A 25,304-nucleotide genomic window follows, 5' to 3' on the forward strand; every position below is an offset into this window, starting at 1 on the left:
CCGCATGACCAACCACGACGACGGCCGGCTCTTCCGCGAAGCCTGGATCGCCGGTGTCACCAAGCACTTCCCCGGCGAGCCCAAGCCCGGCTACGTCACCCCCTGGGCCGACACCCCCGAGTGGGAGCGGCAGTGCGCCGCCGCCGTGTGCGGCCAGGTGCGGGACTTCGTCCAGGTCAGCGCCGGCCACACCGCCAAGCTGAGCCGCGAGCAGAAGAGCCGCTTCGTCGCCCTGTGCTGGATCGCCCAGATCCACAAGCACATCGAGAACCCGAAGCCGGGCTACGTCGCCGACTGGGACGAGCTGCCGAAGTGGCAGCAGGAGACCGACGCCGACATCTTCGAGCGGATCGAGCAGCTCGAGCGGATCGAGCAGACGGTCTGACAAGTCGCAGACCTCGGCCCGGTTCCGGGCCCCGCGCCACCGAAGTCGACAATTCGGCATGGTATAGCTGGCGCATGAGTGATTCCCTGACCGCCTCCACCATCACCTTCGCCGGCCACCACGGCGACGAGGTCGAGGCCTACCTGGCCCGCCCCGACTCGGCGCAGCCGCGCGGCGGTGTCGTCGTCATCCATCACATGCCCGGCTACGACCGGTCCACCAAGGAGATGGTCCGCCGCTTCGCCGAGCTCGGCTACGACGCGATCTGCCCCAACCTCTACTTCCGCGAGGCCCCTGGTGCCGACCCCGCCGACGCGGCCGCGTCCGTGCGGGCCGCCGGCGGTGTGCCGGACGAGCGGCTGGTCGGCGATGTCGCCGGCGCGGCCGCGTACCTGCGCTCGCTGCCCGGCGCCAACGGGAAGGTCGGCGTGATCGGCCACTGCTCGGGCGGGCGCCAGTCGGTGCTGGCGGCCTGCCACCTGGACCTCGACGCGGCGGTGGACTGCTACGGGGCGTTCGTCACCGGCACCCCGCCGGAGGGCTTCCCGCTCAAGGTCACCAACCTGGTCGACCAGCTCCCCGGGCTGCGTGCCCCGCTGCTCGGTCTGTTCGGTGCCACCGACCAGTTCCCCGGCCCCGAGCAGGTGGCGGAGCTGGAGAGCATCCTCACCGAGCACGGCAAGGAGTTCGAGTTCCACACCTACCCGGACGCCGGCCACGCCTTCTTCGCGGTGGACCGCCCCGCGTACAACGTGGCGGCCGCCAACGACGGGTGGGAGCGGATCGACGCCTTCTTCGGCACCCACCTGGGAGCCTGACCATGTGCACCTACCTGACCGTCAAGGACGAGATCGACGGCAGCGCCAAGGGACCGGGCGGCAGCTGGCTGCACGTCCGTGACCTGGCGGTGTACTTCGACCACCCCGTGCACGCGATGGCCGAACACACGGTCAACATCGACCTCAGCGACCCGTCCAAGGGCCCGTCCGCGCGGGTCGCCCTGGAGCTGACGGCCGAGTCGGCCCGCCGGCTGGTGACCGCCATCCAGGAGGCGCTGGCCGCCGCCCCGCCGGAGCTGACGGCCTGAGACCACCGCCCGGGGACCGGGGACCTCCCCCGGTCACCGGGCTCGCCCGGCGGCCGCCGCGCCACCTCGCCGTCGCACCAGCAGGATCCGCCACGCGCACCCGGCCACCACCACCGCCACCAGCAGCAACTGCGCGTCCGGCACCAGCCGGTAGGCGATCTGCAGCACCAGGCGGTACAGCCAGTTCGGGTGCAGCGCGTGCGCCAGCCCGGGGTCGTAGACCAGCGTCAGCAGCACCGTGTGCGCGAGCAGCACCCAGTCCAGCCAGGACCGGGCCAGCATCGCCACCAGCACCCAGGCCATGGCGTCGTACCAGGGCCGGACGTACGCCGTGCCCAGCAGGTACGCCAGCACGACGGCCAGCGCCGGACGGGCGGCCGACCACGCCGGATCGGTGCCCTCAAGCGGCGGCAGTGCGGCCAGCAGCAGCCCGGCCAGCACCACGACCGCGATCAACTCCAGCACGACGGTGGCCTGGTCGGCGCGCCCGGCGCCGAAGAGGGGCACCAGCAAGGTCCGCTGCAGCAGCTCCCACGGCGTGCCGTCGGCCGCCTGGTTGCTGACGGCCTGGGCGTTGTGCACGGCACGCGGGGTGAAGGCGTAGCCGGCCGCCAGTGCCACCGCGCCGACCGCCGCGGCCAGCGCCAGGCGACGCCGGTCGTGCCGCAGGTGCCAGGCGAACGGGAGCGCGAAGACCCCGGCGGTCAGCTTGATCGCGGCGCCGGCGGCGATCGCCAGCGCGGCCGCCGGGCCCGAGCGCCGCAGCGCCCAGAAGCCGACCACCACGCAGAGCGCGCAGAGCGTGTCGACATGCGGACCCACCACCAGGTTCCACAGCAGCACCGGGTTCAGCGTCCAGAGCAGCTGCGAACGCACCCGCCGGGCCGGATCGGGCCCGGCCAGCCGCAGCAGCAGCGCCCCGGTGGCCAGGAACGCCGCGCCGCTCAGCACGGACAGCAGCCAGACGGTGCGCAGCATCGAGGCGCCGCCGACGAGCGAGGCCGCCCACTCGGTCGCGGTGGCCAGCGGGCCGTAGACGGAGGGGGTGTGCAGCCAGGGTTCGGCGATCGACAGCTTCCCGACCGGGTCGCCGGTCTGCGCCAGGCCGGCCGGCGTCAGCTGGTAGGGGTTCAGCCCGAGCGTCTCGATCCGGCCGTAGGCGGCGTAGTTGAGCGGATCGGTGGTGCCCGCCGGCGGCACGCAGAGCAGTCCCAGCACCGCGACCACGCCACCGGCCAGCAGCCGCCCGGGCCGTGGCGCCCAGCCGCGCCGCACCGCGAGCAGCCCGGCCGCCACCGCCACCGTGCCGAGCGCCAGCACTGCGGCGACCAGCGTCCAGACCAGCAGATCGGAGGGGTTCCCGTGGATGAACCAGGGCGGCAGGTCACCGACCCGCGATCCGAACACCGGTTCCACCGCGGACGGGCCGAGTAACCCGGCCAGCATCGCCAGCACCACGCAGAGCGCGCTCGCCAGCAACGCCCCGGCGCCGAGCACCCGCCCGCGCCGCTCAGCACCGCGCCGCTCACCACCGCGGCGGTGCCGGCCGCGGGAGGCCTGAGCCGCCGACCCGGACCCCGGGCCGCGTGCCCAGGTCGGCTGGGGCACCACTGATATCGGCACGCGTATGACCTCAACCTTCGTCCGGCCAACGGGCGGGAAGCAGGAAGAGGATCCCACAGCACTTCTCGAACGACAGAGCGAGGCCCCGATCACTCGGGGGATGATCGGGACCTCGTCACCAGCGGGCGCCGGAATGGTCAGCGGACCGGGCGCCAGTGTTCCGGCAGTCCGTCCGGGTCGACCAGGCGCTCACCTCTTGGGGGGACGAGCCAGGCGAACAGTTTCTTGAGCATCGTGACCTCCTTTCATCGCGGACATGTCATTACTATGGCTACACCATGTGGCGATCCGGATCCACCGAGTGAGGTGCCGAACGTCGTATTTCGGCCACCTGCCCACCGGGCCCGCTCACGAGCCGCCCGCGAACCGCCCCACCACCCCGACACCGTCGGCGACCGGCCAAGGTCGCCCGACTCCCGACGCGCCACCGGTCGACGCACCATCAGTCGACGCGCCGTCAGGAATGGCCGAACCCGACCGCGAAACCGCCCCGCGCGCGCTCGCCGACCTGCCACAGCCCGCCGCCCGGCCGCCCCCTCCACCGCGCGCCGCTCCCATACCCCCTGTACCACCGCCGCGCGACCCCGTTCGAGCCGGCGAGGGCAACGTCACACCCCGTAGCTCTGCTGCGGCTCAAGGCCAGGGCACTAACCTTCCCAGCATGACGGTCCCGCCCGAAGGGCTCCCCCTGGCCGCCGAGTTCCCGGATGCAAGCCGTGAGCAGTGGCGGCGCCTGGTCGAAGGCGTCCTGAGCAAGTCAGGTACGCAGGTCATCGCCGGTTCGCCGGCCGAGGACACGCTGGCCACCGCACTGCAGGACGGCCTGCGCGCTCGGCCGCTGTACACCGCCGAGGACGCCTCGGCTGCCTGCGAAGCCGGCTATCCCGGCTTCCCCCCGTTCGTGCGCGGCGGTCGCCCGCAGGGCTCGGCGGTCTCCGGCTGGGACGTGCGCCAGCGGCACGCCGACCCGGACCCGGCCCGGGCCGCCGAGGCGGTGCTGGCCGACCTGGAGCACGGCGGCAGCTCGCTCTGGCTCACCCTGGGTGAGGCCGGGCTGCCGATCGAGGCGCTGCCGACCGTGCTGACGGACGTCTACCTGGACCTGGCGGCCGTCGTGCTGGACGCGGGGCCGCAGACCAAGGCCGCCGCCGAGCAGTTCTTCGCCGTGCTCGCCGAGCGCGCGGTCCCGAACGAGGCGGCCACCGGCAACCTCGGCGCCGACCCGCTCGGCCTGCTCGCCCGCACCGGCGACGACAGCGGCACCACCGCGCTGCTCGCCGAGGCCGCCGAGCTGGCCGGCCGCTGCGCCCGCGACTACCCGGGCCTGCGCGCGCTGAGCGTCGACGCCCTCCCCTACCACGAGGCCGGCGCCTCCCCCGCCCAGGAGTTGGGCGCCGCGCTCGCCACCGGCGTCGCCTACCTGCGCGCGCTGACCGCCGCCGGACTGAGCGTGGACGAGGCGGCCGGGCAGCTGGAGTTCCGCTTCGCCGCCACCGAGGACCAGTTCCTCACCATCGCCAAGTTCCGTGCCGCGCGCCGTCTCTGGTCCCGCGTCACCGAGGTCAGCGGCGCCGCGCCGGCCGCCGGTGCGCAGCGCCAGCACGCCGTCACCTCCGAGGTGATGATGAGCGTCCGCGACCCGTGGGTGAACATGCTGCGCACCACGGTGGCCACGCTGGCCGCCGGGGTCGGCGGCGCCGACGCGGTCACCGTGCTGCCGTTCGACAGCGCGCTCGGCCTGCCGGACGCCTTCGCCCGCCGGATCGCCCGCAACACCCAGGCGATCCTGCTGGAGGAGTCGCACCTGGGCAAGGTGATCGACCCGGCCGGCGGCTCCTGGTACGTGGAGCAGCTCACCGAGGAGCTGGCCCAGGCCGCCTGGAGCTGGTTCCAGCAGCTGGAGGCGACCGGCGGTCAGCGCACCGCGCTGACCTCGGGACTGGTCGGCGAGACCCTCGCCGCCACCTGGGCGGAGCGCTCCGCCCGGCTCGCCAAGCGGCGCGAGCCGATCACCGGCGTCAGCGAGTTCCCGAACCTGGGCGAGCAGCGGCTGGTCCGCGAGCCGGCCCCGGCCCCGCTCGGCGGCGGCCTGCCCCGGGTGCGCCGGGCCGAGGCCTTCGAGGCGCTGCGGGACCGCTCGGACGCCCAGCTGGCCGCCACCGGCGCCCGCCCCCGGCTCTTCCTCGCCGCGATCGGCCCGGCCGCCGCGCACACCGCGCGGGCCACCTTCGCGGCCAACCTGTTCCAGGCCGGCGGCATCGAGACGGTGCTCGCGGCCGACCTCGACCCGGCCGCGCTGGCCAAGGAGTTCACCGCCAGTGGGGCGGCGGTGGCCTGCCTCTGCTCCAGTGACAAGCTCTACGCCGAGCACGCCGAGGCCGTCGCCGCCGCCCTGAAGGCGGCCGGCGCCACCCGAGTCCTGCTGGCCGGCCGGCCCGGCGAGCAGCGCGAGGCCTACCAACGAGCCGGGGTGGACGAGTTCGTCCACGCGGGCGGCGACGCGGTCGCGGTCCTCACCTCGCTCCTCGACCAGATCGGAGTGGCGCGTTGATCCCCGACTTCACCACCATCGGGCTCACCGGCGACAGCGCCACCCGGCCGGGCGGCGAGCAGTGGCAGGGCGCCTGGCGCGAGGCCACCGGCCAGGACGTCACCGAGCAGCTCTGGGAGACCCCGGAGGGCATCGGCGTCAAGCCGCTCTACACCGCCGAGGACCTGGCCGGGCTGGACTTCCTGGGCACCTACCCGGGCATCGCGCCCTACCTGCGCGGCCCGTACCCGACCATGTACGTCAACCAGCCCTGGACGGTGCGCCAGTACGCGGGCTTCTCCACCGCCGAGGAGTCCAACGCCTTCTACCGCCGCAACCTGGCGGCCGGCCAGAAGGGCCTGTCGGTCGCCTTCGACCTGCCCACCCACCGGGGTTACGACAGCGACCACCCCCGGGTGACCGGCGACGTCGGCATGGCGGGCGTGGCGATCGACTCGATCTACGACATGCGCCAGCTCTTCGACGGCATCCCGCTGGACAGGATGTCGGTGTCGATGACGATGAACGGCGCCGTGCTGCCGGTGCTGGCGCTCTACATCGTGGCGGCCGAGGAGCAGGGGGTGGCGCCCGAGAAGCTCGCGGGGACCATCCAGAACGACATCCTCAAGGAGTTCATGGTCCGCAACACCTACATCTACCCGCCGCAGCCCTCGATGCGGATCATCTCCGACATCTTCGCGTACACCTCGCAGAAGATGCCCCGGTACAACTCGATCTCCATCTCCGGCTACCACATCCAGGAGGCCGGAGCCACCGCCGACCTGGAGCTGGCCTACACGCTGGCCGACGGCGTGGAGTACCTGCGGGCCGGGCTGGGCGCGGGACTTGACGTGGACGCCTTCGCGCCGCGGCTGTCGTTCTTCTGGGCGATCGGCATGAACTACTTCATGGAGATCGCCAAGCTGCGCGCGGCCCGGCTGCTCTGGGCCAAGCTGGTGAGGCAGTTCGACCCGAAGAACGCCAAGTCGCTCTCGCTGCGCACCCATTCGCAGACCTCGGGCTGGTCGCTGACCGCCCAGGACGTGTTCAACAACGTCGCCCGCACCTGCGTCGAGGCGATGGCCGCCACCCAGGGCCACACCCAGTCGCTGCACACCAACGCGCTGGACGAGGCGCTGGCGCTGCCCACCGACTTCTCGGCCCGGATCGCCCGCAACACCCAGCTGATGCTCCAGCAGGAGTCGGGCACCTGCCGGGTGATCGACCCGTGGGGCGGCAGCGCCTACGTCGAGAAGCTCACCCACGACCTGGCCAACCGCGCCTGGCAGCACATCCAGGAGGTGGAGGCGGCCGGCGGCATGGCCAAGGCGATCGACGCCGGCATCCCCAAGCTGCGCGTCGAGGAGGCCGCCGCCCGCACCCAGGCCCGGATCGACTCCGGCCGCCAGCCGGTGATCGGCGTCAACAAGTACCGGGTCGCCAGCGACGAGCAGATCGACGTGCTCAAGGTCGACAACTCCTCGGTGCGCACCCAGCAGATCGAGAAGCTGCGCCGGCTGCGCGCCGAGCGCGACGAGGCCGCCTGCCAGGACGCGCTGGCCGCGCTGACCCGCTCCGCCGAGGCGGGCCCCAGCGGCTCGCTCGACGGCAACCTGCTGGCGCTGGCGGTGAACGCGGCCCGCGCCAAGGCCACCGTGGGCGAGATCTCGGACGCCCTGGAGAAGGTGTACGGCCGGCACTCCGGCCAGATCCGTACCATCTCCGGTGTGTACCGTGACGAAGCAGGAGCCTCCTCCACCGCCGTGCAGCGCACCCGTGACGTGGTCGAGAAGTTCGAGGTCGCCGAGGGCCGCCGCCCGCGCATCCTGGTCGCCAAGATGGGCCAGGACGGCCACGACCGCGGCCAGAAGGTGATCGCCACCGCCTTCGCCGACCTGGGCTTCACGGTCGACGTCGGCCCGCTCTTCCAGACCCCGGCCGAGGTGGCCCGCCAGGCGGTGGAGGCCGACGTGCACATCGTCGGCGTCTCCTCGCTGGCGGCCGGGCACCTGACCCTGGTCCCCGCGCTGCGCGCCGAGTTGGCCGCGGCCGGGCGCGAGGACATCACCATCGTGGTCGGCGGCGTGATCCCGCCGCAGGACTTCGAGGCGCTCTACGAGGCCGGCGCCTCGGCGGTCTTCGGGCCCGGCACGGTGATCCCGGAGGCGGCGTACGACCTGCTCCTCGCCCTCGCCGCCGACCTCGGCCACGAGCTGTAGGGGTCCGACAGATGGCCCGCACGATCGATCTCGACCAGTACCGCCAGGGAGTGCTCGACGGCTCGCGCGCCTGGATCGCGCGGGCCATCACCCTGGTCGAATCCACCCGCCCCGACCACCGCGAACTCGCCCAGCGCCTGCTGGTCGAGCTGCTGCCGCACTCCGGCGACGCGGTGCGGGTCGGCATCACCGGCGTGCCGGGGGTCGGCAAGTCCACCTTCATCGAGGGCCTCGGCACCCGGCTCACCGGCCGCGGCCACAGGGTCGCGGTACTCGCCGTGGACCCGACCTCCAGCCGGACCGGCGGCTCCATCCTGGGTGACAAGACCCGGATGGAGAAGCTCTCCGCCGACCCCGACGCCTTCGTCCGCCCGTCCCCGACCTCGGGCACGCTGGGCGGCGTGGCCCGGGCCACCCGCGAGTCGATGGTGGTGATGGAGGCCGCCGGCTACGACGTGGTGCTGGTCGAGACGGTCGGCGTCGGCCAGTCCGAGACCACGGTCGCGGGCATGGTCGACACCTTCCTGCTGCTCACCCTGGCCCGCACCGGCGACCAGCTCCAGGGCATCAAGAAGGGCGTCCTGGAACTCGCCGACCTGATCGCGGTCAACAAGGCCGACGGCCCGCACGAGCGCGACGCCCGGGCGGCCGCCCGGGAGCTGGCCGGCGCCCTGCGCCTGCTCCAGGCCCCGGACGCGGCCTGGAACCCGCCGGTCCTCACCTGCAGCGGCCAGGACGGCGCGGGCCTGGACGAACTCTGGGAACGCCTCACCCAGCACCGCGAAGTCCTCGACGCCACCGGCGCTCTGAGCGCCAAGCGGCGCGACCAGCAGGTGGCCTGGACCTGGGCGATGGTGCACGACCAGCTCTTCGCCCAGCTCCGTGAACACCCCGAAGTGCGGCGCCTCACCCCCGAGTTGGAGCAGCAGGTGCGCGAGGGAACGCTGACCGCGACGCTGGCCGCACAGCGGATCCTCGGCGAGTTCAGACCCTGCTGACCCGCACCCCCGCCGGCACCGGACCGTCCAACAGCCCGGTGCCGGCCCTCACTCGGCGCGCCCCGCGCCGCCCCGCTCCCGCATCCCCGCCACCCCCGCCGCCGTTGCCGCTCCCGCCAGCACGCTGAAGCCCACCGCCAACACCCAGTCCCCCGCCCGCTGGTACGGCGTGCTCCCCGACACCAGCGGCACGTCCACCACGAACGCGCCCCGGTACCCCGCACCGTGCCAGGCCAGCACCCGCCCCCGCGCGTCGAACGCGGCGCTGTCGCCGGTCAGCGAGACCTGCACGGCCGGCCGGCCGGTCTCCGCCGCGCGGACCGCCGCCAGTGAGGCGTGCTGCGGCTGCGCCCAACTGCCCTGGAACGTCGAGGTCTCCGCCTGGTAGACCAACAGCTGCGCACCATCGGCGACTTCGGTGCGCGCCATGTCCGGGAACGCCGACTCGAAGCAGATCAGCGGCCCGATGGTCAGCGAACCGCTGCGCATGACCACGGTCCGGTCCCCGCGCAGCACGTTGGTCGGTGCCGCCTTGCTGATGTCGGCGGACCAGCCGAGCAGCGGCCGCAGCGGGATGTACTCGCCGAACGGGACGAGCCGGATCTTGTTGTACGTGTCGACCACTCCGCCACCGTTGATCAGGAGCGTCTGCTTGTAGAACCCGGCGCCACCGGCCGCCGGAGCGTCGCCGTTGACCAGCAGGCCGGCGCCGATCCGCCCGGCAAGCGCCGCCAGGCTCGCGTTCGACGACACCCCGCTGTTCACGTCACTCCCCAGACTGCTCTCCCCCCAGACCACCAGATCGGGCTTGTCGGCAGTGAGTTGATCACTGACTGCCTCCTCGAACGCCTGCTGCGCGACCGGCGAGCCCAGCACGCCGGGCTGCACCAGGCCCACCCGCGTGCTCCCCACCACCGGCAGCGCCGGCCGCACCGCGGCCCACCCCGGACCGGCCGCCAGGCAGCCACCGAGTACCGCCAACCCGGCACCGCGCAAGGCGGCCTGACGAACAGTCACCAGCACCACCAGTGCCGTGTTCGCCCCCATCACCAGGAACCCGGTCAGCCACACCCCGCCCAGCGAAGCCGTCGCCAGCATCACCGGCTGGTTCCACTGGCTGGCCCCGAGCAGCGCCCACGGTCCGCCCAGGCTCTGCCAGGACCGCACGCCCTCCGCGCAGACCCAGGCGCTCGGCACCACCACCAGCGCGGCGGCCACCCGCCGCCCGCTCAGCGGCGCCGCCAGCAACCGGTGCACCGCCCACCCCCAGGGCAGCCAGAGCGCGCCCATCAGCACCGCCAGCAACCCCAGCGCCGGGCCGATCGAGGGGAACAGCCAGTACTGGACCGCCACTTCGAAGCCCGCCATCCCCCACCAGGCCCGCACCACGCCCTCGCGCCGGGTCACCGCCGCCCGCACCACCAGCATCAGCGGCACCAGCGCGAACCAGGCCAGCCACCACCACGCGGGCGCCGGGAACGCCAACGCGGGCAGCGCGCCGACCACCAAGGCCGCACCGCGCCCGCGGTACCGACCGGGCAGCCGGGCCCGCAGCCGGTGCGGTCGCCACCCCAGCGCCAGCAGCCACCCGGCGACGAACCCGGCCGCCACCCACCAGAGCAGCGCCCGCTGGTGCCCGGTCTGCCACCAGGGCACCATCAGCAGCCCGGCCAGCACGAACGAGACGTTGTAGAGCATGTCGTAGATCGCGAACACCCGGCCGCGCACCGCGTCCGGGGTCGCCCCGCCCACCAGCGCGTCGGTGCAGACCTTCAGCACCTGGAAGGCGAACGCCGCCACCCCGACGCACGGCACCAGCACCCAGAGCGACGGGTAGAGCCCGCCGACGTAGGCCGCGGCCGCCGCAGGCAGGAACGCGGCCGGCACCAGCGCCCGCGCGCTGTACCGGGCGGCCAGCAGCGGGGCGACCGCGCTGGCCGCGAAGGTGGCCACGCCGGTGGCGGCGAGCGCGATCCCGTAGCCGGAGGCCTTCAGCCGGTACTCCGAGTCCGCGACCAGCACCAGCACCACGAACCCGGCCCCGAGCAGCAGCCGGTGCACCCAGACGGCGAACAGCGGCCGCCGGATGGCCGGCGTCCGCGCCACCACCCGCACCCCGTCCCCCAGGTCCGCCGCCACCCGGCGCAGCCGCGGCCCGGTGCGCCCGCCGGCCCGCCCGCCCAGGTACGGCAGCCGGGCGAAGACGCCCGCCGCCGCGACGTACAGCACCCCGGCGGCCAGGAACCCGGCCGCCGCCGACCAGCCGACGAACTGCGAGCCGCCCACCGCCCCGAGGAACGCCGCCGCCGACCCGGCCAGCGCGGAGAAGGCGTTGGCGGGCACCAGCCGCTCGCGGCGCACGGTGCGCGGCAGCGCGGCGCCCTTCGCGGTCAGCACCAGGCGCGAGGAGGAGAGCAGCAGCAGCACCGCCAGATACGCGGCCGGCGCCCACCGCTCGGTGACGATCACCGCCCCGGCCACCACCAGCAGCGCCCGCAGCCAGGAGACCAGCACCAGCACCCGGCGCCGGTCGAACCGGTCCAGCAGCACCCCGGCGAACGGGCCGACCAGGCTGAACGGGAGCAGCGTCACCGCCAGCACGGCCGCGATCCGTCCGGGCGTCGCACCCCGGCCCACGTCGAAGAGGACGAACTGGGCGAAGGCGATCTGCGCCAGCCCGTCGCCGCACTGGCCCAGGCACTGGCCCGTGACCAGCCCGCGCAGCGGACCGCTCAGATCCCGCCGCAGCGCACCCGGCCCCGGCGGCCCGGCCGCCGCTTCCGGCAGCGGACCGCCGGCGGCGAGCCCCGCTCGCTCGCCCATCTCCGCCTCGTCACCCCGGCCCGGTCATCGGCTCGGCAGTCCCGGGACCCGTCAGTAGCTCGGATAGGCGGGCGCCCGGTTCACGTCCGTGATGTCGTCGGCCGCCTGCGCGCGCAGCTGCTGGGCCAGCGCCCGCAGCGCGCGCGAGGCGGCCAGTTCCTCGCCGACCCGGTAGGCGGGCCGGTCGGCGCGGTTGCGCTCCGCCTGGCCGTACCCCTGCGCCCCGGGAGCCCGGTCGCCGACCAGCCGGGCGTGGCAGGCCGTGGCCGTGCCGTCCTCCTCGAAGCTGAGTTCGACGTCCCACTGGTTGTCCAGCCGGTAGTTCTGCATCCCGCACCTCCAAGGCCGCTCCCCCCCGAGCGGCTCCCGCCACCGAACCGCTCCCCCACCAGCCTGCGCCGCCCGGTCCGCGGCGGCAACGCTCAGTTCTGCCCCGCGCCCTCCTGGCCGTCCACCGGCCCGGCCTGGACCGGATCGGTCTGAACCGGACCCGGCTGCGCCTGCACCGGCGCCTGCGCCTGCGCCTGGGTCGTCGCCGCCTTCAGCACGTCCAGGATCGCCAGCCCCTGCCCCACGATCCCGGCCGCGACCTGGCTGACGCCCTCGCTGCCGTTGAGGATGGTCAGGTTCGACCCGGCCATGCCCCGCGCCGCCGCGTCCACCAGCACCGGCAGGTTCTCCACCACCCGGTTCGCCGCGATCAGCTCCTGCGCCCCGCCGCGCAGCGAATCGGCACGCGCCGCATTCGCGGCGGCCTGGGCTTCGGCGGTGGTCCGCTCGGCATAGGCGTCGCCGTCCGCCTGCACCCGCACGGCCTGCGCCTCGGCGGTGGCCAGCGTGGTGCGCCGGTAGGCCTCGCCCTCGGCCTCGAACTTGGCCATGTCGCGCTGGGCCTCGGCCAGTGCGCGCTTGCGGTAGGCCTCGGCGTCGGCGGGGCGGCGGACCTCGGCCTCCAGCCGCTGGGCGGCCAGGTCGGCCTGCCGCTGGGCCAGCGCGGTCTGCTGCTCGATGACCTCCTGCGAGGCCATCGCCTCGGCGAGCGGTCCGGCCTGGGCGGCGCGCGCGTTGGCCTGCTCGGTCTCGGCGACGAAGCCGGCCCGCTTGAGCGCGGTGTCGCGCTCGTACTGCGCCTTGAGGGCGAGCGCCTCCTGCTCCCGCTGGGCGGCCTCCTGGTCGGCCCTGGCCTGGGCGATCCGGGCCTGGCTGGCGACGGCGGCGGCGTGCGGGGCGGCCAGGTTGGTGATGTAGCCGGTGGCGTCCTCGATCTCCTGGATCTGCAGGGCGTCGACCACGATGCCGAGCTTCTCCATCTCGTTGTGGCTGCCCGCCTTGACCTCCTGGGCGACCCGGTCGCGCTCACGGATGATCTGCTCCACCGTCAACCCGCCGACGATGGACCGCAGATGGCCCGCGAAGATCTGGCCGACCAGCTCCTCCATCCGTTCCTGCTCGGCCAGGAAGCGCCGGGCCGCGTTGGCGATCGAGACGAAGTCGTCGCCGACCTTGAAGACGGTGACCGCGCGCACGGTCAGCCGGATGCCCTGCTGGGTGACGCAGTCCTCGGCGATCTCCGCCTCCCGCAGCGCGAGCGAGAGCATCCGGGCCTTCTGCTTGATCGGCATCACGAAACTGCCGTGCCCGGTGACGATCCGGAACTGGGTGGCCTGCGCCTGCCGCTTGGAGCCGGAGATCAGCAGGGCCTCGTTCGGCGCGGGTACGTGCCAGAACAACATCGCGTCCTCCCTGGGAGCGAGCTAGGTGTGCGGGAACGGAACGACCAGGACGGAACGGGCCGATATCCGCTCCACGACCATGACCTGCGTGTTCCGCGCGATCGGCGCCTCAGCCCAGGCCGCGAACGCCTCACTCCCCCCGCGCACCGGCAGCAGCACCTCGCCGGCACCCTCCGCCGGGATCGACACGGTGACCCAGCCGACAGCGCCGACCGGGCTCTCCTCGGCCACGTCCGGCTCCGCCATCAGGCTCACCCGCTCTCCGGCCCCGGTCCTGCGTTCTCGCAGCAGCGCGGTGTCCACCGCTGCTGTCCAATCTAACGAGCGGAGCCGGCAAAGGAGCCGCTCGCCGCGCTTGACCCACTCGATCGACCCCACCGCGTGGCCTTCCGGGACCGACCGGGGCCCCATGCCACGCTGGCCGCCGGAATTGCGCACCCTCCCCCGTATCTCCTGCCCGAACCCTTTTCGGAGGCTGGCCATGAGCACCGTCAACCCCATCCCGGACGGCTACCCGCGCGTGTCGCCCTACCTCTTCGTCGGTGGCGCCGCCGCCGCGATCGACTTCTACATCTCGGTGCTCGGCGCCGAGCAGCGCGGCGACCGGATGGTCGGCCCCGACGGCCGGATCGGGCACGCCGAACTGACCATCGGCAACTCGGTGATCATGCTGGCCGACGAGTACCCGGAGATCGGCGCGCGCGGCCCGAAGACGGTGGGCGGCTCGCCGGTGATGCTCAACGTGTACGTGGCGGACGTGGACGCGGTCTGGGCCAAGGCGATGGCGGCCGGCGCGGTGGAGCTGCGACCGCTCGGCAACCAGTTCTACGGCGACCGCACCGGCACCTTCGAGGACCCGTTCGGCCACCGCTGGAGCGTCGCCAGCCACGTCGAGGACGTCCCGCCGGCCGAGATGGCCGCCCGGGCCAAGGCCGCGATGGGCGGCAGCTGATCCCCCGTGCCAGCACCCTCCGAACCAGCTGACGCTGCCGACCCTGGGCCCGAACCCGAGCCCAGCGCCGCGCGCCCGTACATGCCCGGGTACGGCATCCGGCCCGCCGACCAGGGCACCGGCCTGCTGCCCTGGTCCTGGGCCGAGCGCCGGTTGACCGACTCGCACGACTACTGGGTCTGCACGGTCCGCCCGGACGGCCGCCCGCACACCATGCCGGTCTGGGGCGTCTGGCTGGCCGGAGCGCTCTGGTTCAGCAGCAGCCGCCAGTCCCGCAAGTACCGCAACCTGGCCGCCCGCCCCGACTGCGCGATCAGCACCGCCGACCCGCACCAGCCCGTGGTCCTGGAGGGCCGCGCCGAGGTGCTGGCCGGGGCGGCGGAGATCGCCGCCTTCCTGGCCGCCCTCAACGCGAAGTACGCCACCGCCTACGGCCCGGACTTCCTGGACCCGGCGGTCAACGCCACCTTCCGGGTCCGGCCGGCCGGCGTCTTCGGCCTGACCGACGCCGACTTCACCGGCTCCCCGACCCGCTGGCTCTTCCACCCGCCCGGCCGCTGAACACGGCCCGGCGGCTGAGCACGGCCCGCCCGCTGCACCCGGCCCGGCCGCTGAGCGCTCAGCCGGGCCGGCCGGCCCGCCCCGCGACGGCCGTGCGCGCGATCTGCGACAGCTTGGCCACCTCGAACGCGCTGTACGCACCCCCCGCCAGCAGCGAGAACTTCAGGCCCTCCCGCCCACCCGGCCGCCGGTAGCCCTCGGGCAGGTAGCGCTGGTAGTGCTCGGCGGCCCGGTGGAAGAAGCTCGGGCGGGCCGCCCGGCTGACGCAGCCGGCGAGGTCGAAGACGAACAGGTAGTGCCGGACCATCCTGGTGAACAGGTACGGGCGCAGCGCCTGCGCGCCTTCCCGTGCCTCCAGCGCCTCGAAACTCCGCTCGTACTGGTCGAAGATGTCGAAGGTGCTGCTGCCGGGCGACCCGGCCGGGTGCACCGTGTGCCGCCGCCGCAGCTGCACCAACTCCTGCGGCAGCACCGCGATCCGCTGCGCCGCCAGCAGGGCCCGGTGCGCCACCGGCAGCTCCTCGTACTGCCCCTCGGGAAAGCCCGGGCCGCCGGGCAGCGCCAGGCCCGCCGCCTGCCAGAGCTGCCGGCTGATCAGCCGGTCCCAGACCTGGCCCGGCGCCCCGAGCAGTTCCGGGTGCGCCGGCAGCTCGAACACCTCGCCGTCCCCGACCCCCGCCAGCAGGTCGGCCGCCGCCCCCGGCCAGACCCGCCCCGCGTGCAGTCGGCTGTGCCCGAAGAGCAGCAGGTCGGGCGAGGTCCGATCGCCCTGGCCGGCCGCGCCGACCCGCTCCGCCAGCGCCAGCAGCGCCCCGGGGGTCAGCAGGTGGTCGCTGTCCAGGAAGAGCAGGTAGCGCCCCTCGGCCCGGGCCGCCCCGGCGTTGCGGGCGCTGCCGACCCCCACCGCCGCGTTCAGCCGCAGCACCGACACCCGCCCGTCCCGCGCGGGATGCGGCAGCTCGGCCGAGCAGTCGGGCGACGGGTCGGCGACCACGATGACCTCGAAGCCGCCGAAGGACTGGTCGAGGATCGAGTCCAGGCAGCTCGCGAGCTGTCCTTGCTGGTCATGGGCGGGCAGGACGATGGAGATGAGCGGTGCGGGCATGCGGCAGAAGGTAGGCGGATGTCAGGAACGCAGCAAGGAGCATCGAGTGAGGAAACGGGCATAAGTGACGATCCGTCGGCATGCTCACCACACCCTCACGTGCCCACCGGGTGACGAGCACAGTCGACGGACCGTCAGGCGGCTGCGGCGCTGCGTGACGGGCCACGGCCGGCCCGGACCGCCGGCCCGGGATCCACCGCGCCGTGAAATATTTCTTCGCCACGCACACCGGACCGCCCGATTTATCGATACACCCCGGCCACCCGGGAATTCCTTTTCCGCTTTTCGGTCGCGCCGTCGCCCGCAGTACAGTGGCGGGAATTCCCGCACCGTCCAGCCAATGGACACCCGGGCGATTTCCCCGCCCTTTCCGCGACAATTCCGCCGATCGCCCCGCCGGCCGAACAGGACCCCACCGTGACCATCGCCCCCGCCTTCGACGGACCGCAGCTGGCCCGGATCGCCGAGGAGTACGGCACCCCGGCCTGGGTCTACGACGCCGCGCACATCCGCGCCCAGATCGCCCGGCTGCGCAGCTTCGACGTGATCCGCTTCGCGCAGAAGGCCTGCTCCAACACGCACCTGCTGCGGCTGATGCGCGCCGAGGGCGTGCTGGTGGACGCGGTCTCGCAGGGCGAGCTGGAGCGGGCGCTGGCCGCCGGGTACGAGGTCAAGGGCCCCCAGGAGCCGGTGGTCTTCACCGCCGACCTGCTGGACCGCGCCACGCTGCGCCGGGTGGTCGAGCTGGGCGTGCCGGTCAACGCCGGGTCGCCGCAGATGCTCGACCAGGTGGGCAGCGCCAGCCCGGGGCACCCGGTCTGGATCCGGGTCAACCCCGGTTTCGGGCACGGCCACAGCCGCAAGACCAACACCGGTGGCGAGCACAGCAAGCACGGCATCTGGCACGAGCACCTGGCCGAGAGCCTCGAACTGGTCGACCGGCACGGGCTGGACCTGATCGGCCTGCACATGCACATCGGCTCGGGGGTGGACTACGGCCACCTGGAAGCGGTCTGCGAGACGATGGTCAAGCAGGTCCGGCTCTGCGGGCGGGACGTGCGGGCCATCTCGGCGGGCGGCGGCCTCTCGGTGCCGTACGCGCCGGGCCAGCCGGAGGTGGACACCGAGCGGTACTTCCGGATCTGGGACGCCGCCCGGCAGGAGCTGGCGCGCGAACTCGGCCACCCGGTGCGGCTGGAGATCGAGCCCGGCCGCTTCCTGGTGGCGGGCGCCGGGGTCCTGGTCAGCGAGGTGCGGGCGCAGAAGCCGGTCGGCAGCAACCACTTCGTGCTGGTCGACGCCGGCTTCAACGACCTGATGCGGCCGGCGATGTACGGCAGCAGCCACCGCGTCTCGGTGCTCATGCCGAGCGGCCGGCCGCGCACGGAGCCGGAGTTGGACACCGTGCTGGCCGGTCCGCTCTGCGAGTCGGGCGACGTCTTCACCCAGCTCGAAGACGGCGAGGTGGAGCCGGTGCCGCTGCCGCGCACCGAGATCGGCGACCTGGTGGTCTTCCACGACACCGGGGCGTACGGCGCGAGCATGTCCTCCACCTACAACTCGCGCCCGCTGATCCCCGAGGTCCTGGTCGAGGACGGCGAGCCCCGGCTGATCCGCCGCCGCCAACGGGTCGCCGAACTGCTCGCGCTGGAAACCGAGACGGAGGCCGGGACCAGGATCGGAACCAGGAGCGGGATCTGACCATCCGTCAGTCCAGTCCGGCGGCCAACTCCCGGGCCCGTGCCAGGAACACGGTCAGCTCCGGCCACCCCTCGGCCGGCGCCGCCGGGTCGCCGGACATCACGGCCGGCTCCGCCTGCCAGGCGGCCCGCACACCGGCCGACAGCGCCGGGTCGCCACCGTTCAGCAGTGCGCTCAACTCATCCACCCGCCGGACGACTTGACGGACCTTCGGGTCGCCGTGGTCGCTCCCGGCCAGTCGCAGCGCCTCGGCCCGCCGGTACAGCTCGGGCAGCTCGACCTCCACCAGGTAGTGCGCCGCCGGCCCGAGCGCGGCCACCCGCTCCCCCATCGCGCGCAGCTGGTCCCCGTCCAGGTGCCGCCGCAGCGCCTGCTCGCGCTCCGGTCCCGCCCCGTCCATCGCCCGCAGCACGTCCAGCAGCGTCTCGATCTGCGGCTCGTGTTCGCCGAGCAGCTCGCCGTGCACCTGCGCGAGCCGCTGCCGCTGCCGCTCCAGTCCGGCGACGGCGGCGGTCACCTGGGCCAGGTGGTCACCGACCAGCCGCACCGGGTCGACCCCGGCGTCCAGGCAGGTGGCGATGGACTCCAGGCCCAGCCCGAGCCGGCGCAGCGCCAGCACCTGGTAGAGCCGGACCACGTCCTGCTCGGTGTACTCCCGGTGCCCGCCGGCACCTCGCCGCGACGGGCTCAACAGCCCGATGCCGTCCCAGTGGTGCAGGGTGCGTACCGTCAGACCGCTCGCCTCGGCGAGCGCTCCGACCTTCCATGTCTGGTCGATGCTCATGCCTCCACGGTCTCCCCTGACGTCGCGTGGGGTGCAAGCCCGTCCCTCTGTGATCCCCGTGTCACCGACCGCGACGGTTCGCCGACCGACCATCCTTGACAGCCGGTCAACTAAGCCTGCCCTCACCCCAACCGCCTCAATTAAACCTATGATCTCAAATTGATATAGTCTCCCGCCAAGCGCCCAGGGGGAGGACCTGGCACAGCCAGAGCTTGGTGGTCACCGCATGACGTTCGACAGCAACGGCCTTACGGGGGACGGCAGTCCGGACCAAGGCCGCTACCTGCCCGACGGTGGCTACCCGGACCACGGCCACCCGGCCCAGCACGCCGAGGCCACCGCCAACCCTGAGAGCGCTCCCACCGGAGGCCGGGCCGCCGCCCGCAGGGCCGCCAAGTCGGGCGCCGGGCGCCGGGCCGACCGGTCCACCGGCACCGCCGCCGAGGCCGCCGCGCAGCCGGGCGGGCGGGCCGCCGCCCGGGGCCGCGGCACCGGCAAGGCCGGCAAGGCCGCCAGACGCAAGCGGCTGCTCAAGTACGGCGCGGCCGGCGTGGGCTTCATCGTGGTGGCCTCGGTCGGCGGCGGCTACCTGTACATCCAGGAGCTCAACGCCAACATCCGCAAGGGCGACCTGAACAACGGCGGCTCCGCGCTCGCCCCGGCCGCCAAGCCGAACGCGGCGGGCCAGACCCCGCTCAACATCCTGATGATCGGCTCCGACGGCCGGGCCAACACCGAGGACTGCAAGCTCGGCGGCTCCTGCGACGGCAGCGCGCCGCACGCGGACGTCGAGATGCTGGTCCACCTGTCGGCGGACCGCAGCAACGCCTCCATCCTGAGCATCCCGCGCGACACCCAGGCGGACATCCCCACCTGCACCAACCCGACCACCAAGGCCGTGCTCAAGGGTCGGCGCTCGATCATCACCGACAGCCTGAACGTGGGTGACCCGGGCTGCGTGGTGGACACCTGGGAGAAGCTCACGAAGATCCACATCGACCACTACATGATGGTCGACTTCGCGGGCGTGGTGAACATGGCCGACGCGATCGGCGGCGTCTCGGTCTGCACCAAGCAGAACGTGATGGACTACCAGCCCATGACGGACGCCCAGGGCGTGCACCACGAGATCGGCTCGCACCTGGAGCTGTCGGCCGGCACCCACTCGATCCAGGGCGAGCAGGCGCTGGAGTGGCTGCGCACCCGGCACGCCTTCGGGGACGGCTCCGACATCGGCCGCGCCCAGGCCCAGCACCTCTACATCAACTCGATGATCCGCGAGTTCAAGTCGGCCAAGACACTCGCCAACCCGCTGAAGCTCAACGACCTCGCCCAGGCCGCCACCAAGGCGCTCCAGGTCGACAACGGCCTCGGCTCGGTGAACTCGCTGGCCTCGCTGGCGCTGGAGCTCAACAAGGTGCCCACCGAGCGGATCACCACGGTGACCATGCCGTGGGCCTACCAGAAGGACCCGACCAACCCCAAGGCCGACCTGGTGGTCACGACGCCCGACTCGTTCAAGCTGTTCCAGATGGTCGGGGCCGATGTCGCGCTCGACCGCAACGCCCCGCCGACCGGCCCCGCGCCGAGCGATCCCGCCGCGAGCGCCGCTGCGCCGGCCGCGAGCAGCGCGCCCGCGGCGCCCGCCGTGGACAAGGCCGCGGTGCGCATCGACGTGCAGAACGCCAGCGGCGCCACCGGGCGCAGCACCGCGATCACCGACGCGCTCACCGCGCAGGGCTACACGCACGCCACTCGGGACACCGCCAACCCGCCCAAGTCCCCGACCAAGCTGCGCTATCCGGCCGCCGACCAGGCGCAGGCGCAGGCGGTGGCCGCCGCCCTGGGCCTGCCCGCCGGCGCGCTGAGCGAGTCCACCGCCGCCACCAGTCAGCTGACCCTGGTGGTCGGCACCGACTGGACCACCGGCACCAGCTTTCCCGGCGGCACGGCCGCCGGCTCCGGCGCCGCGAGCCCGGCCGCCGCTCCGGTGCCCACCGCGATGCCCACCACCGCGCAGTCGCAGAACGCGCAGGACGACGCCAACCAGTGCATGGACGTGAACCCGGCCCCGTACAGCTCGTTCAAGGACGGCCAGAGCCACTACATATACAGCTGGACCGGCCCGAACACCCCGAACGTCCCGCAGCCCTGAACCACCCGCTGACCGGCGGGCGAGCGGTACGGGCGGTACGCGGCAGGCCGATAGACTTGGCGGCACAATCCGTCACCACCGACATGAGGAGCATCCCAGGATGGCTCGACACCTGATCACCAGCGCGCTTCCCTATATCAACGGGATCAAGCACCTGGGGAACATGGTCGGGTCCATGCTCCCGGCGGACGTCTACTCCCGGTACCTGCGCCAGCGCGGCCACGATGTGCTCTACATCTGCGCGACCGACGAGCACGGCACCCCGGCCGAGCTGGCCGCCAAGGCCGCCGGCCAGTCGGTGGCGGACTTCTGCGCCGTGCAGCACGACGCGCAGAAGGCGATCTACGACGGCTTCCAGCTCTCCTTCGACTACTTCGGGCGCAGCTCCTCGCAGCAGAACCGGGAGATCACCCAGGAGTTCGCCCGCGAGCTGAAGGCCAACGGCTTCATCGAGGAGCGCGCGATCCGGCAGGTCTACTCGGTCGCCGACGGCCGGTTCCTGCCGGACCGCTACATCGAGGGCACCTGCCCGCACTGCGGCTACGACAAGGCCCGCGGCGACCAGTGCGAGAACTGCACCCGGCTGCTGGACCCGACCGACCTGATCAACCCGCGCTCGGCGGTCAGCGGTTCCACCGAGCTGGAGGTCCGCGAGACCACCCACCTCTTCCTGCTCCAGTCCAAGCTGGCCGGCGAGGTGGAGGCCTGGATCGACGAGCACGGCAAGGACTGGCCGACGCTGGCCTCCTCGATCGCCCGCAAGTGGCTGACCGAGGGCCTGAACGACCGGGCGATCACCCGCGACCTGGACTGGGGCGTGCCGGTCCCGGCCGACGTCTGGCCGGAGCTGGCGGCCCAGGGCAAGGTCTTCTACGTCTGGTTCGACGCCCCGATCGAGTACATCGGCGCGACCAAGGAGTGGTCGGACGCCGACCCGGCCAACCGGGACTGGAAGTCCTGGTGGTACCAGGCCGACGACGTGCGCTACACCGAGTTCATGGCCAAGGACAACGTCCCGTTCCACACCGTGATGTTCCCGGCCACCATCATCGGCACCCGGGCCCCGTGGAAGAAGGTCGACTACGTCAAGGCCTTCAACTGGCTGAACTACTACGGCGGCAAGTTCTCCACCAGCCAGCAGCACGGCATCTTCACCAACGCCGCGCTGGAGCTGCTGCCGGCCGACTACTGGCGCTACTTCCTGATGGCCAACGCGCCGGAGTCCGACGACACCAGCTTCAGCTGGGAGATCTTCGCCGCCACGGTCAACAAGGACCTGGCCGACACCCTGGGCAACTTCGTCAACCGGGTGCTCTCCTTCTCGCTCAAGCGCTTCGGCGACACCGTCCCGGCCGGCGAGGCGCCGGGCGCGGCCGAGCAGGCGCTGGGCACCGAGGTCGCGGGCCTGCTCGCCGAGTACCAGGGCCACCTGGACACCCTGCAGTTCCGCAAGGCCGCCCAGGCGCTGCGGGCGCTGTGGAGCGCGGGCAACTCCTACCTGGAGACCAAGGCCCCCTGGCTGGAGATCAAGACCAACGAGGCCGGCGCCGCGCTGACGCTGCGCACCGCGATGAACCTGATCCACCTCTACGGCGTGATCTCGGCCCCGTTCATCCCGGCCACCAGCGAGGCGATGCGCGCCGTCTTCGCCTCGGCCGAGGGCGGCGAGCCGCACTGGGTGAGCGCCGAGCAGGCCACCGCGCTGGACTTCGTCGCGGCCGGCACCCGGTTCACCGTCCCGCCGGTGCTCTTCGCCAAGATCACCGACGAGGACCTGGCAGCCTGGCGCGAGCGCTTCGGCGCCGAGTAGGCTCACCCCGGATCTCATCCCGGGGGGGGCGGACATGCGGGTGCTGGTGGTCGGTGGTACCGGGTTCCTGGGCCACCACGTGATGGCCCGGCTGACCGAACGCGGCCACCGCACCGCCACGCTCACCCGCACCCCGGGGCCGGCGACCGGGCCGGCGGCCGACACCGTCCGCGGCGACGCCACGCTGCTCACCGAGGACGACTGGGCCCGGCTGCTGGACGGCCAGGACGGCGTGGTCTTCGCGGCCGGCGCGGACGACCGCACCGTGCCGCGCCGCCCGGCCGCGGCGTACTTCGAGGCGGCCAACGTCGAGCCGGACCGGCGGCTGATCGGCGCCGCCCGACGGGTCGGGGTCAGCCGGGCGGTGATCCTGGGCTCGTACTTCACCGCCTTCCACCGGCAGTGGCCCGAGCTGGAGCTGGCGGCCCGCCACCCGTACATCGGCAGCCGGATCGCCCAGGCCGAGGTGGCCCGAGCCGTGGCCGGCCCGGCGCTGCCGGTGGCGGTGCTGGAGATCCCGTTCGTCTTCGGCGCCACCCCGGGCCGCCGCCCGCTCTGGGCGGGGCTGGTGCCCTGGCTGATGAGCCCCCGGGCGCCGCTGCTGGCCCCGCCCGGCGGCACCGCCGCGGTGACCGTCGACTCGGTGGCCGCCGCCGCGGTCAGCGCGCTGGAGGACGGACTCGGGGTCGATCTGCCGGTCGCGGACACCAATATGACGTGGCGTCAGCTCCTGGTCCGGTTCGCCCGGGCGGCCGAGCGCCCCGGGCCGGCCCGGGTGGGCGCGCTGCCGACCGGCCTGCTGCGCGCCGGGGTGCGCGCGGCCGGACTCGGCCACCGGCTGCGCGGCCTGGAACCCGGGCTGGCCCCCCGCCACCTGGTCGAACTGCTCACCCGCGAGCTCTACCTGGAGCCCACCGGCACCGGCGACCTGGACGAGGCGCTGCGCGACACCGTCCGCGCCTCGCTCAAGCCAGGTGCGGCCTCCCGTTAGGACAGCACCCGGCGGCGGAAGTTGCGCAGCCCGAGGCTGAGGAAGAGCACGCAGAAGCCGATCAGCACCGGGTAGACCACGTACAGGTGCATGTGCGAGGCGTCGGTCAGCCCGGCCCGCATCCCTTCCGCGATGTAGATCAGCGGGTTGAGCAGCACCAGGGTCTGCAGCCACGGGAACCCGTCGACCTTGACGGCGGCGAGCTTGGTCCACTGGTAGTACGTCCCGCCGAGGAAGACCAGCGGCAGCACCACGAAGCCGAACATCAGCCCGATGTTGCGCGGCTCGAAGGTGGTGCCGAGCACCAGCCCGAGCGAGGTCATCGCCAGGCAGGCCAGCGGGATCAGCGTCACCACGATCCACCAGTGCACCGACAGGTGCGCGTGCACGCCCGGCGCGTGCACCACAGCCGCGATCGGGAAGACCATGATCGCCGAGATCATCCCCTGGGTGGCCCCGGAGAGCACCCGGGAGACCGCCACCAGCCAGAGCGGGCAGGGCGCCTGCACCCGGTCCTCGATCTCCCGGGTGTAGCCGAACTCCTGGGAGAGCTGGATCGCCACCGACTGGATGCCCTGGAACATGATGGTCACCGCGACCACCCCGGGCACCAGCACGGTCGCGAAGTCCGACTCCCCCGCCGTGCCGCCGCCCGAACCCACCCCCTGTCCGATGCTCGGGAAGACGTAGAGGAAGACGAAGACCAGCAGCAGCGGCTGCATGATGGTCCGCCCGGCGAACTCGCCGAAGTTCTTGCGCAGCACCAGCAGGTCGCGTTTGACCAGCGCGCCGAGCGCGGCGCGGGACGCGGCGAACACCGAGCGCGGCGGCTCGACACTGATCATGGGGGTGGTCGGGGCGGCCATCAGTCCCTCAGCTCCTTCCCGGTCAGGCTGATGAAGACGGTCTCCAGGGTGGGTTCGGCCACCGAGAGGTCGGCCACCTCGAAACCCCCCGCCTCGGCGGCGCCCAGCACCCGGGGCAGCAGCCGGTTGACGCCGCCCTTGACCTGCAGCTCCACCCCGCCGGGCAGCAGCCGGGTGCGGTTCACCCCGGTCACCTCGCGGGTCAGCAGCTCGGCCAGCGCGGCCGGGTCACCGGGCGCCTGCACGGTCACCACGGTGTCGGCGTCCACCGCCTGCTTGAGCGCCGCCGGGGTGTCCAGGGCCAGCACCCGGCCGTGGTCGATGATCGCCACCCGGTCGCAGAGCTGCTCGGCCTCCTCCATGTTGTGGGTGGTGAGCATGATGGTCTGGCCGTCGGCGATCAGCCCGGCCAGGATGTCCCAGAGCGCGAGCCGGCTCTGCGGGTCCAGGCCGGCGGTCGGCTCGTCCAGGAAGAGCACGGCGGGGCGGTGGTAGATGGCGCGGGCCACCATCAGGCGCTGGGCCAGGCCGCCGGAGAGCGCGAAGACCGAGGCGTCGGCCCAGCGGGTCAGGTGGAAGCGCTCCAGGAGTTCGTCGGCGAGGCGCCGGGCGGTGCGCCCGGTACGGCCGAAGAGCAGGCCGTGGAAGATCAGGTTCTCCCGCACGGTCAGCGAGCGGTCCAGGGTGTTCTGCTGCGAGACCACCGCGATCACCTGCTTGACCAGGGTCGGCTGGTTGATCACGTCGATCCCGCCGATCCAGGCGCCGCCCGAGCTGGGGATCACCCGGGTGGTGAGCATGCCCACGGTGGTGGTCTTGCCGGCGCCGTTGGGGCCGAGCAGCCCGAAGAGTTCGCCGTGCCGGACCGCGAGGTCCAGCCGGTCCACGGCGGCGATCTCGGTCTTCGGGTAGACCTTGCTCAGCGCGGCCGTGCGGATCACCGGTCCGGCCTGCTGCCCACTCTGGTTCCCGGGCACTGGG

At 73.2% G+C, this 25,304-nt stretch carries 21 protein-coding genes; 12 read left to right on the top strand and 9 right to left on the bottom strand.

Going from position 1 to position 25,304, the window contains the following annotated elements; translation table 11 throughout:
* Positions 1-4 precede the first annotated feature (4 nt).
* The 3 genes from OG403_RS07650 (at position 5) to OG403_RS07660 (ending at position 1,472) form a co-directional block, all read left to right on the top strand.
* A complete protein-coding gene (locus OG403_RS07650; protein ID WP_329562527.1) occupies positions 5-385 on the top strand; it encodes a hypothetical protein in 381 nt (126 codons plus the stop codon).
* A 74-nt stretch (positions 386-459) separates the two neighbouring features.
* The gene (locus OG403_RS07655) at positions 460-1,203 is read left to right on the top strand and encodes a dienelactone hydrolase family protein (RefSeq protein ID WP_329562529.1); all 744 of its coding nucleotides are present in this window, start codon (positions 460-462) and stop codon (positions 1,201-1,203) included.
* A 2-nt stretch (positions 1,204-1,205) separates the two neighbouring features.
* On the top strand, positions 1,206-1,472 hold the full coding sequence (locus OG403_RS07660; protein ID WP_329562531.1) for a DUF6295 family protein: 267 nt from the start codon (positions 1,206-1,208) through the stop codon (positions 1,470-1,472).
* Between the two features lie 33 nt (positions 1,473-1,505).
* Here OG403_RS07660 and OG403_RS07665 read toward each other — a convergent pair whose 3' ends face one another.
* Positions 1,506-3,095: a glycosyltransferase 87 family protein gene (locus tag OG403_RS07665; RefSeq protein ID WP_329562532.1), complete on the bottom strand. Its 1,590-nt coding sequence runs from the start codon at positions 3,093-3,095 to the stop codon at positions 1,506-1,508.
* Between the two features lie 661 nt (positions 3,096-3,756).
* On the opposite strand from OG403_RS07665, the gene mutA reads away from it, so the two are divergent.
* From mutA to meaB, 3 genes are read left to right on the top strand one after another with little or no spacing between them, the layout of a single operon-like run.
* Positions 3,757-5,646: a methylmalonyl-CoA mutase small subunit gene (gene mutA / locus OG403_RS07670; RefSeq protein ID WP_329562534.1), complete on the top strand. Its 1,890-nt coding sequence runs from the start codon at positions 3,757-3,759 to the stop codon at positions 5,644-5,646.
* Positions 5,643-7,844 (top strand): methylmalonyl-CoA mutase, encoded by a 2,202-nt coding sequence (gene scpA, locus OG403_RS07675; RefSeq protein WP_329562536.1) that lies wholly within the window; start codon positions 5,643-5,645, stop codon positions 7,842-7,844. Before mutA ends, scpA begins: the two co-directional genes overlap by 4 nt.
* An 11-nt stretch (positions 7,845-7,855) precedes the next feature.
* Positions 7,856-8,842 (top strand): methylmalonyl Co-A mutase-associated GTPase MeaB, encoded by a 987-nt coding sequence (gene meaB, locus OG403_RS07680; RefSeq protein ID WP_329562538.1) that lies wholly within the window; start codon positions 7,856-7,858, stop codon positions 8,840-8,842.
* A gap of 48 nt (positions 8,843-8,890) precedes the next feature.
* On the opposite strand, the gene lnt is transcribed toward meaB, so the two are convergent.
* From lnt to OG403_RS07700, 4 genes are all read right to left on the bottom strand, one after another.
* A complete protein-coding gene (gene lnt / locus OG403_RS07685; RefSeq protein ID WP_329562540.1) occupies positions 8,891-11,665 on the bottom strand; it encodes an apolipoprotein N-acyltransferase in 2,775 nt (924 codons plus the stop codon).
* Between the two features lie 51 nt (positions 11,666-11,716).
* Positions 11,717-11,995 carry a dsRBD fold-containing protein gene (locus OG403_RS07690; RefSeq protein WP_329562542.1) on the bottom strand — a complete coding sequence of 93 codons (279 nt, stop codon included), beginning with the start codon at positions 11,993-11,995 and terminating at the stop codon, positions 11,717-11,719.
* A 92-nt stretch (positions 11,996-12,087) separates the two neighbouring features.
* The gene (locus tag OG403_RS07695) at positions 12,088-13,398 is read right to left on the bottom strand and encodes an SPFH domain-containing protein (RefSeq protein WP_329562544.1); all 1,311 of its coding nucleotides are present in this window, start codon (positions 13,396-13,398) and stop codon (positions 12,088-12,090) included.
* Between the two features lie 21 nt (positions 13,399-13,419).
* On the bottom strand, positions 13,420-13,653 hold the full coding sequence (locus OG403_RS07700) for a hypothetical protein (protein WP_442910879.1): 234 nt from the start codon (positions 13,651-13,653) through the stop codon (positions 13,420-13,422).
* Between the two features lie 226 nt (positions 13,654-13,879).
* On the opposite strand from OG403_RS07700, the gene OG403_RS07705 reads away from it, so the two are divergent.
* Together OG403_RS07705 and OG403_RS07710 are read left to right on the top strand one after the other, a co-directional pair.
* On the top strand, positions 13,880-14,350 hold the full coding sequence (locus OG403_RS07705; protein WP_329562546.1) for a VOC family protein: 471 nt from the start codon (positions 13,880-13,882) through the stop codon (positions 14,348-14,350).
* Positions 14,351-14,356: 6 nt separating this feature from the next.
* Positions 14,357-14,911: a pyridoxamine 5'-phosphate oxidase family protein gene (locus tag OG403_RS07710; protein ID WP_329562548.1), complete on the top strand. Its 555-nt coding sequence runs from the start codon at positions 14,357-14,359 to the stop codon at positions 14,909-14,911.
* A gap of 58 nt (positions 14,912-14,969) precedes the next feature.
* On the opposite strand, the gene OG403_RS07715 is transcribed toward OG403_RS07710, so the two are convergent.
* Complete coding sequence (locus tag OG403_RS07715) at positions 14,970-16,016, bottom strand: glycosyltransferase family 2 protein (protein ID WP_329562550.1); 1,047 nt, start codon at positions 16,014-16,016, stop codon at positions 14,970-14,972.
* 417 nt (positions 16,017-16,433) lie between these two features.
* Between OG403_RS07715 and lysA the strand changes: the two genes are divergently transcribed.
* On the top strand, positions 16,434-17,717 hold the full coding sequence (lysA, locus tag OG403_RS07720; RefSeq protein WP_329562551.1) for a diaminopimelate decarboxylase: 1,284 nt from the start codon (positions 16,434-16,436) through the stop codon (positions 17,715-17,717).
* 7 nt (positions 17,718-17,724) lie between these two features.
* On the opposite strand, the gene OG403_RS07725 is transcribed toward lysA, so the two are convergent.
* On the bottom strand, positions 17,725-18,501 hold the full coding sequence (locus OG403_RS07725; RefSeq protein ID WP_329562552.1) for a MerR family transcriptional regulator: 777 nt from the start codon (positions 18,499-18,501) through the stop codon (positions 17,725-17,727).
* A 226-nt stretch (positions 18,502-18,727) separates the two neighbouring features.
* Here OG403_RS07725 and OG403_RS07730 point away from each other — a divergent pair, with 226 nt between their 5' ends.
* The 3 genes from OG403_RS07730 to OG403_RS07740 all read left to right on the top strand — a co-directional run bounded on the left by OG403_RS07730 (position 18,728) and on the right by OG403_RS07740 (position 23,457).
* Positions 18,728-20,656, top strand: a complete 1,929-nt coding sequence (locus OG403_RS07730; protein WP_329562554.1) for an LCP family protein — start codon at positions 18,728-18,730, stop codon at positions 20,654-20,656.
* Between the two features lie 100 nt (positions 20,657-20,756).
* Positions 20,757-22,466, top strand: a complete 1,710-nt coding sequence (gene metG / locus OG403_RS07735) for a methionine--tRNA ligase (RefSeq protein ID WP_329562556.1) — start codon at positions 20,757-20,759, stop codon at positions 22,464-22,466.
* Positions 22,467-22,500: 34 nt separating this feature from the next.
* Complete coding sequence (locus tag OG403_RS07740) at positions 22,501-23,457, top strand: NAD-dependent epimerase/dehydratase family protein (RefSeq protein WP_329562559.1); 957 nt, start codon at positions 22,501-22,503, stop codon at positions 23,455-23,457.
* On the opposite strand, the gene OG403_RS07745 is transcribed toward OG403_RS07740, so the two are convergent.
* Together OG403_RS07745 and OG403_RS07750 are read right to left on the bottom strand one after the other, a co-directional pair.
* A complete protein-coding gene (locus tag OG403_RS07745) occupies positions 23,454-24,323 on the bottom strand; it encodes an ABC transporter permease (protein WP_329562561.1) in 870 nt (289 codons plus the stop codon). The two genes, OG403_RS07740 and OG403_RS07745, sit on opposite strands and share 4 nt — an antisense overlap.
* Complete coding sequence (locus OG403_RS07750; protein ID WP_329562564.1) at positions 24,323-25,300, bottom strand: ATP-binding cassette domain-containing protein; 978 nt, start codon at positions 25,298-25,300, stop codon at positions 24,323-24,325. The genes OG403_RS07745 and OG403_RS07750 overlap by 1 nt, the downstream gene beginning before the upstream one ends.
* Positions 25,301-25,304: the final 4 nt, after the last annotated feature.

This window comes from Kitasatospora sp. NBC_01266 (assembly GCF_036242395.1).
In the GTDB taxonomy this organism is placed as follows: Bacteria; Actinomycetota; Actinomycetes; order Streptomycetales; family Streptomycetaceae; genus Kitasatospora.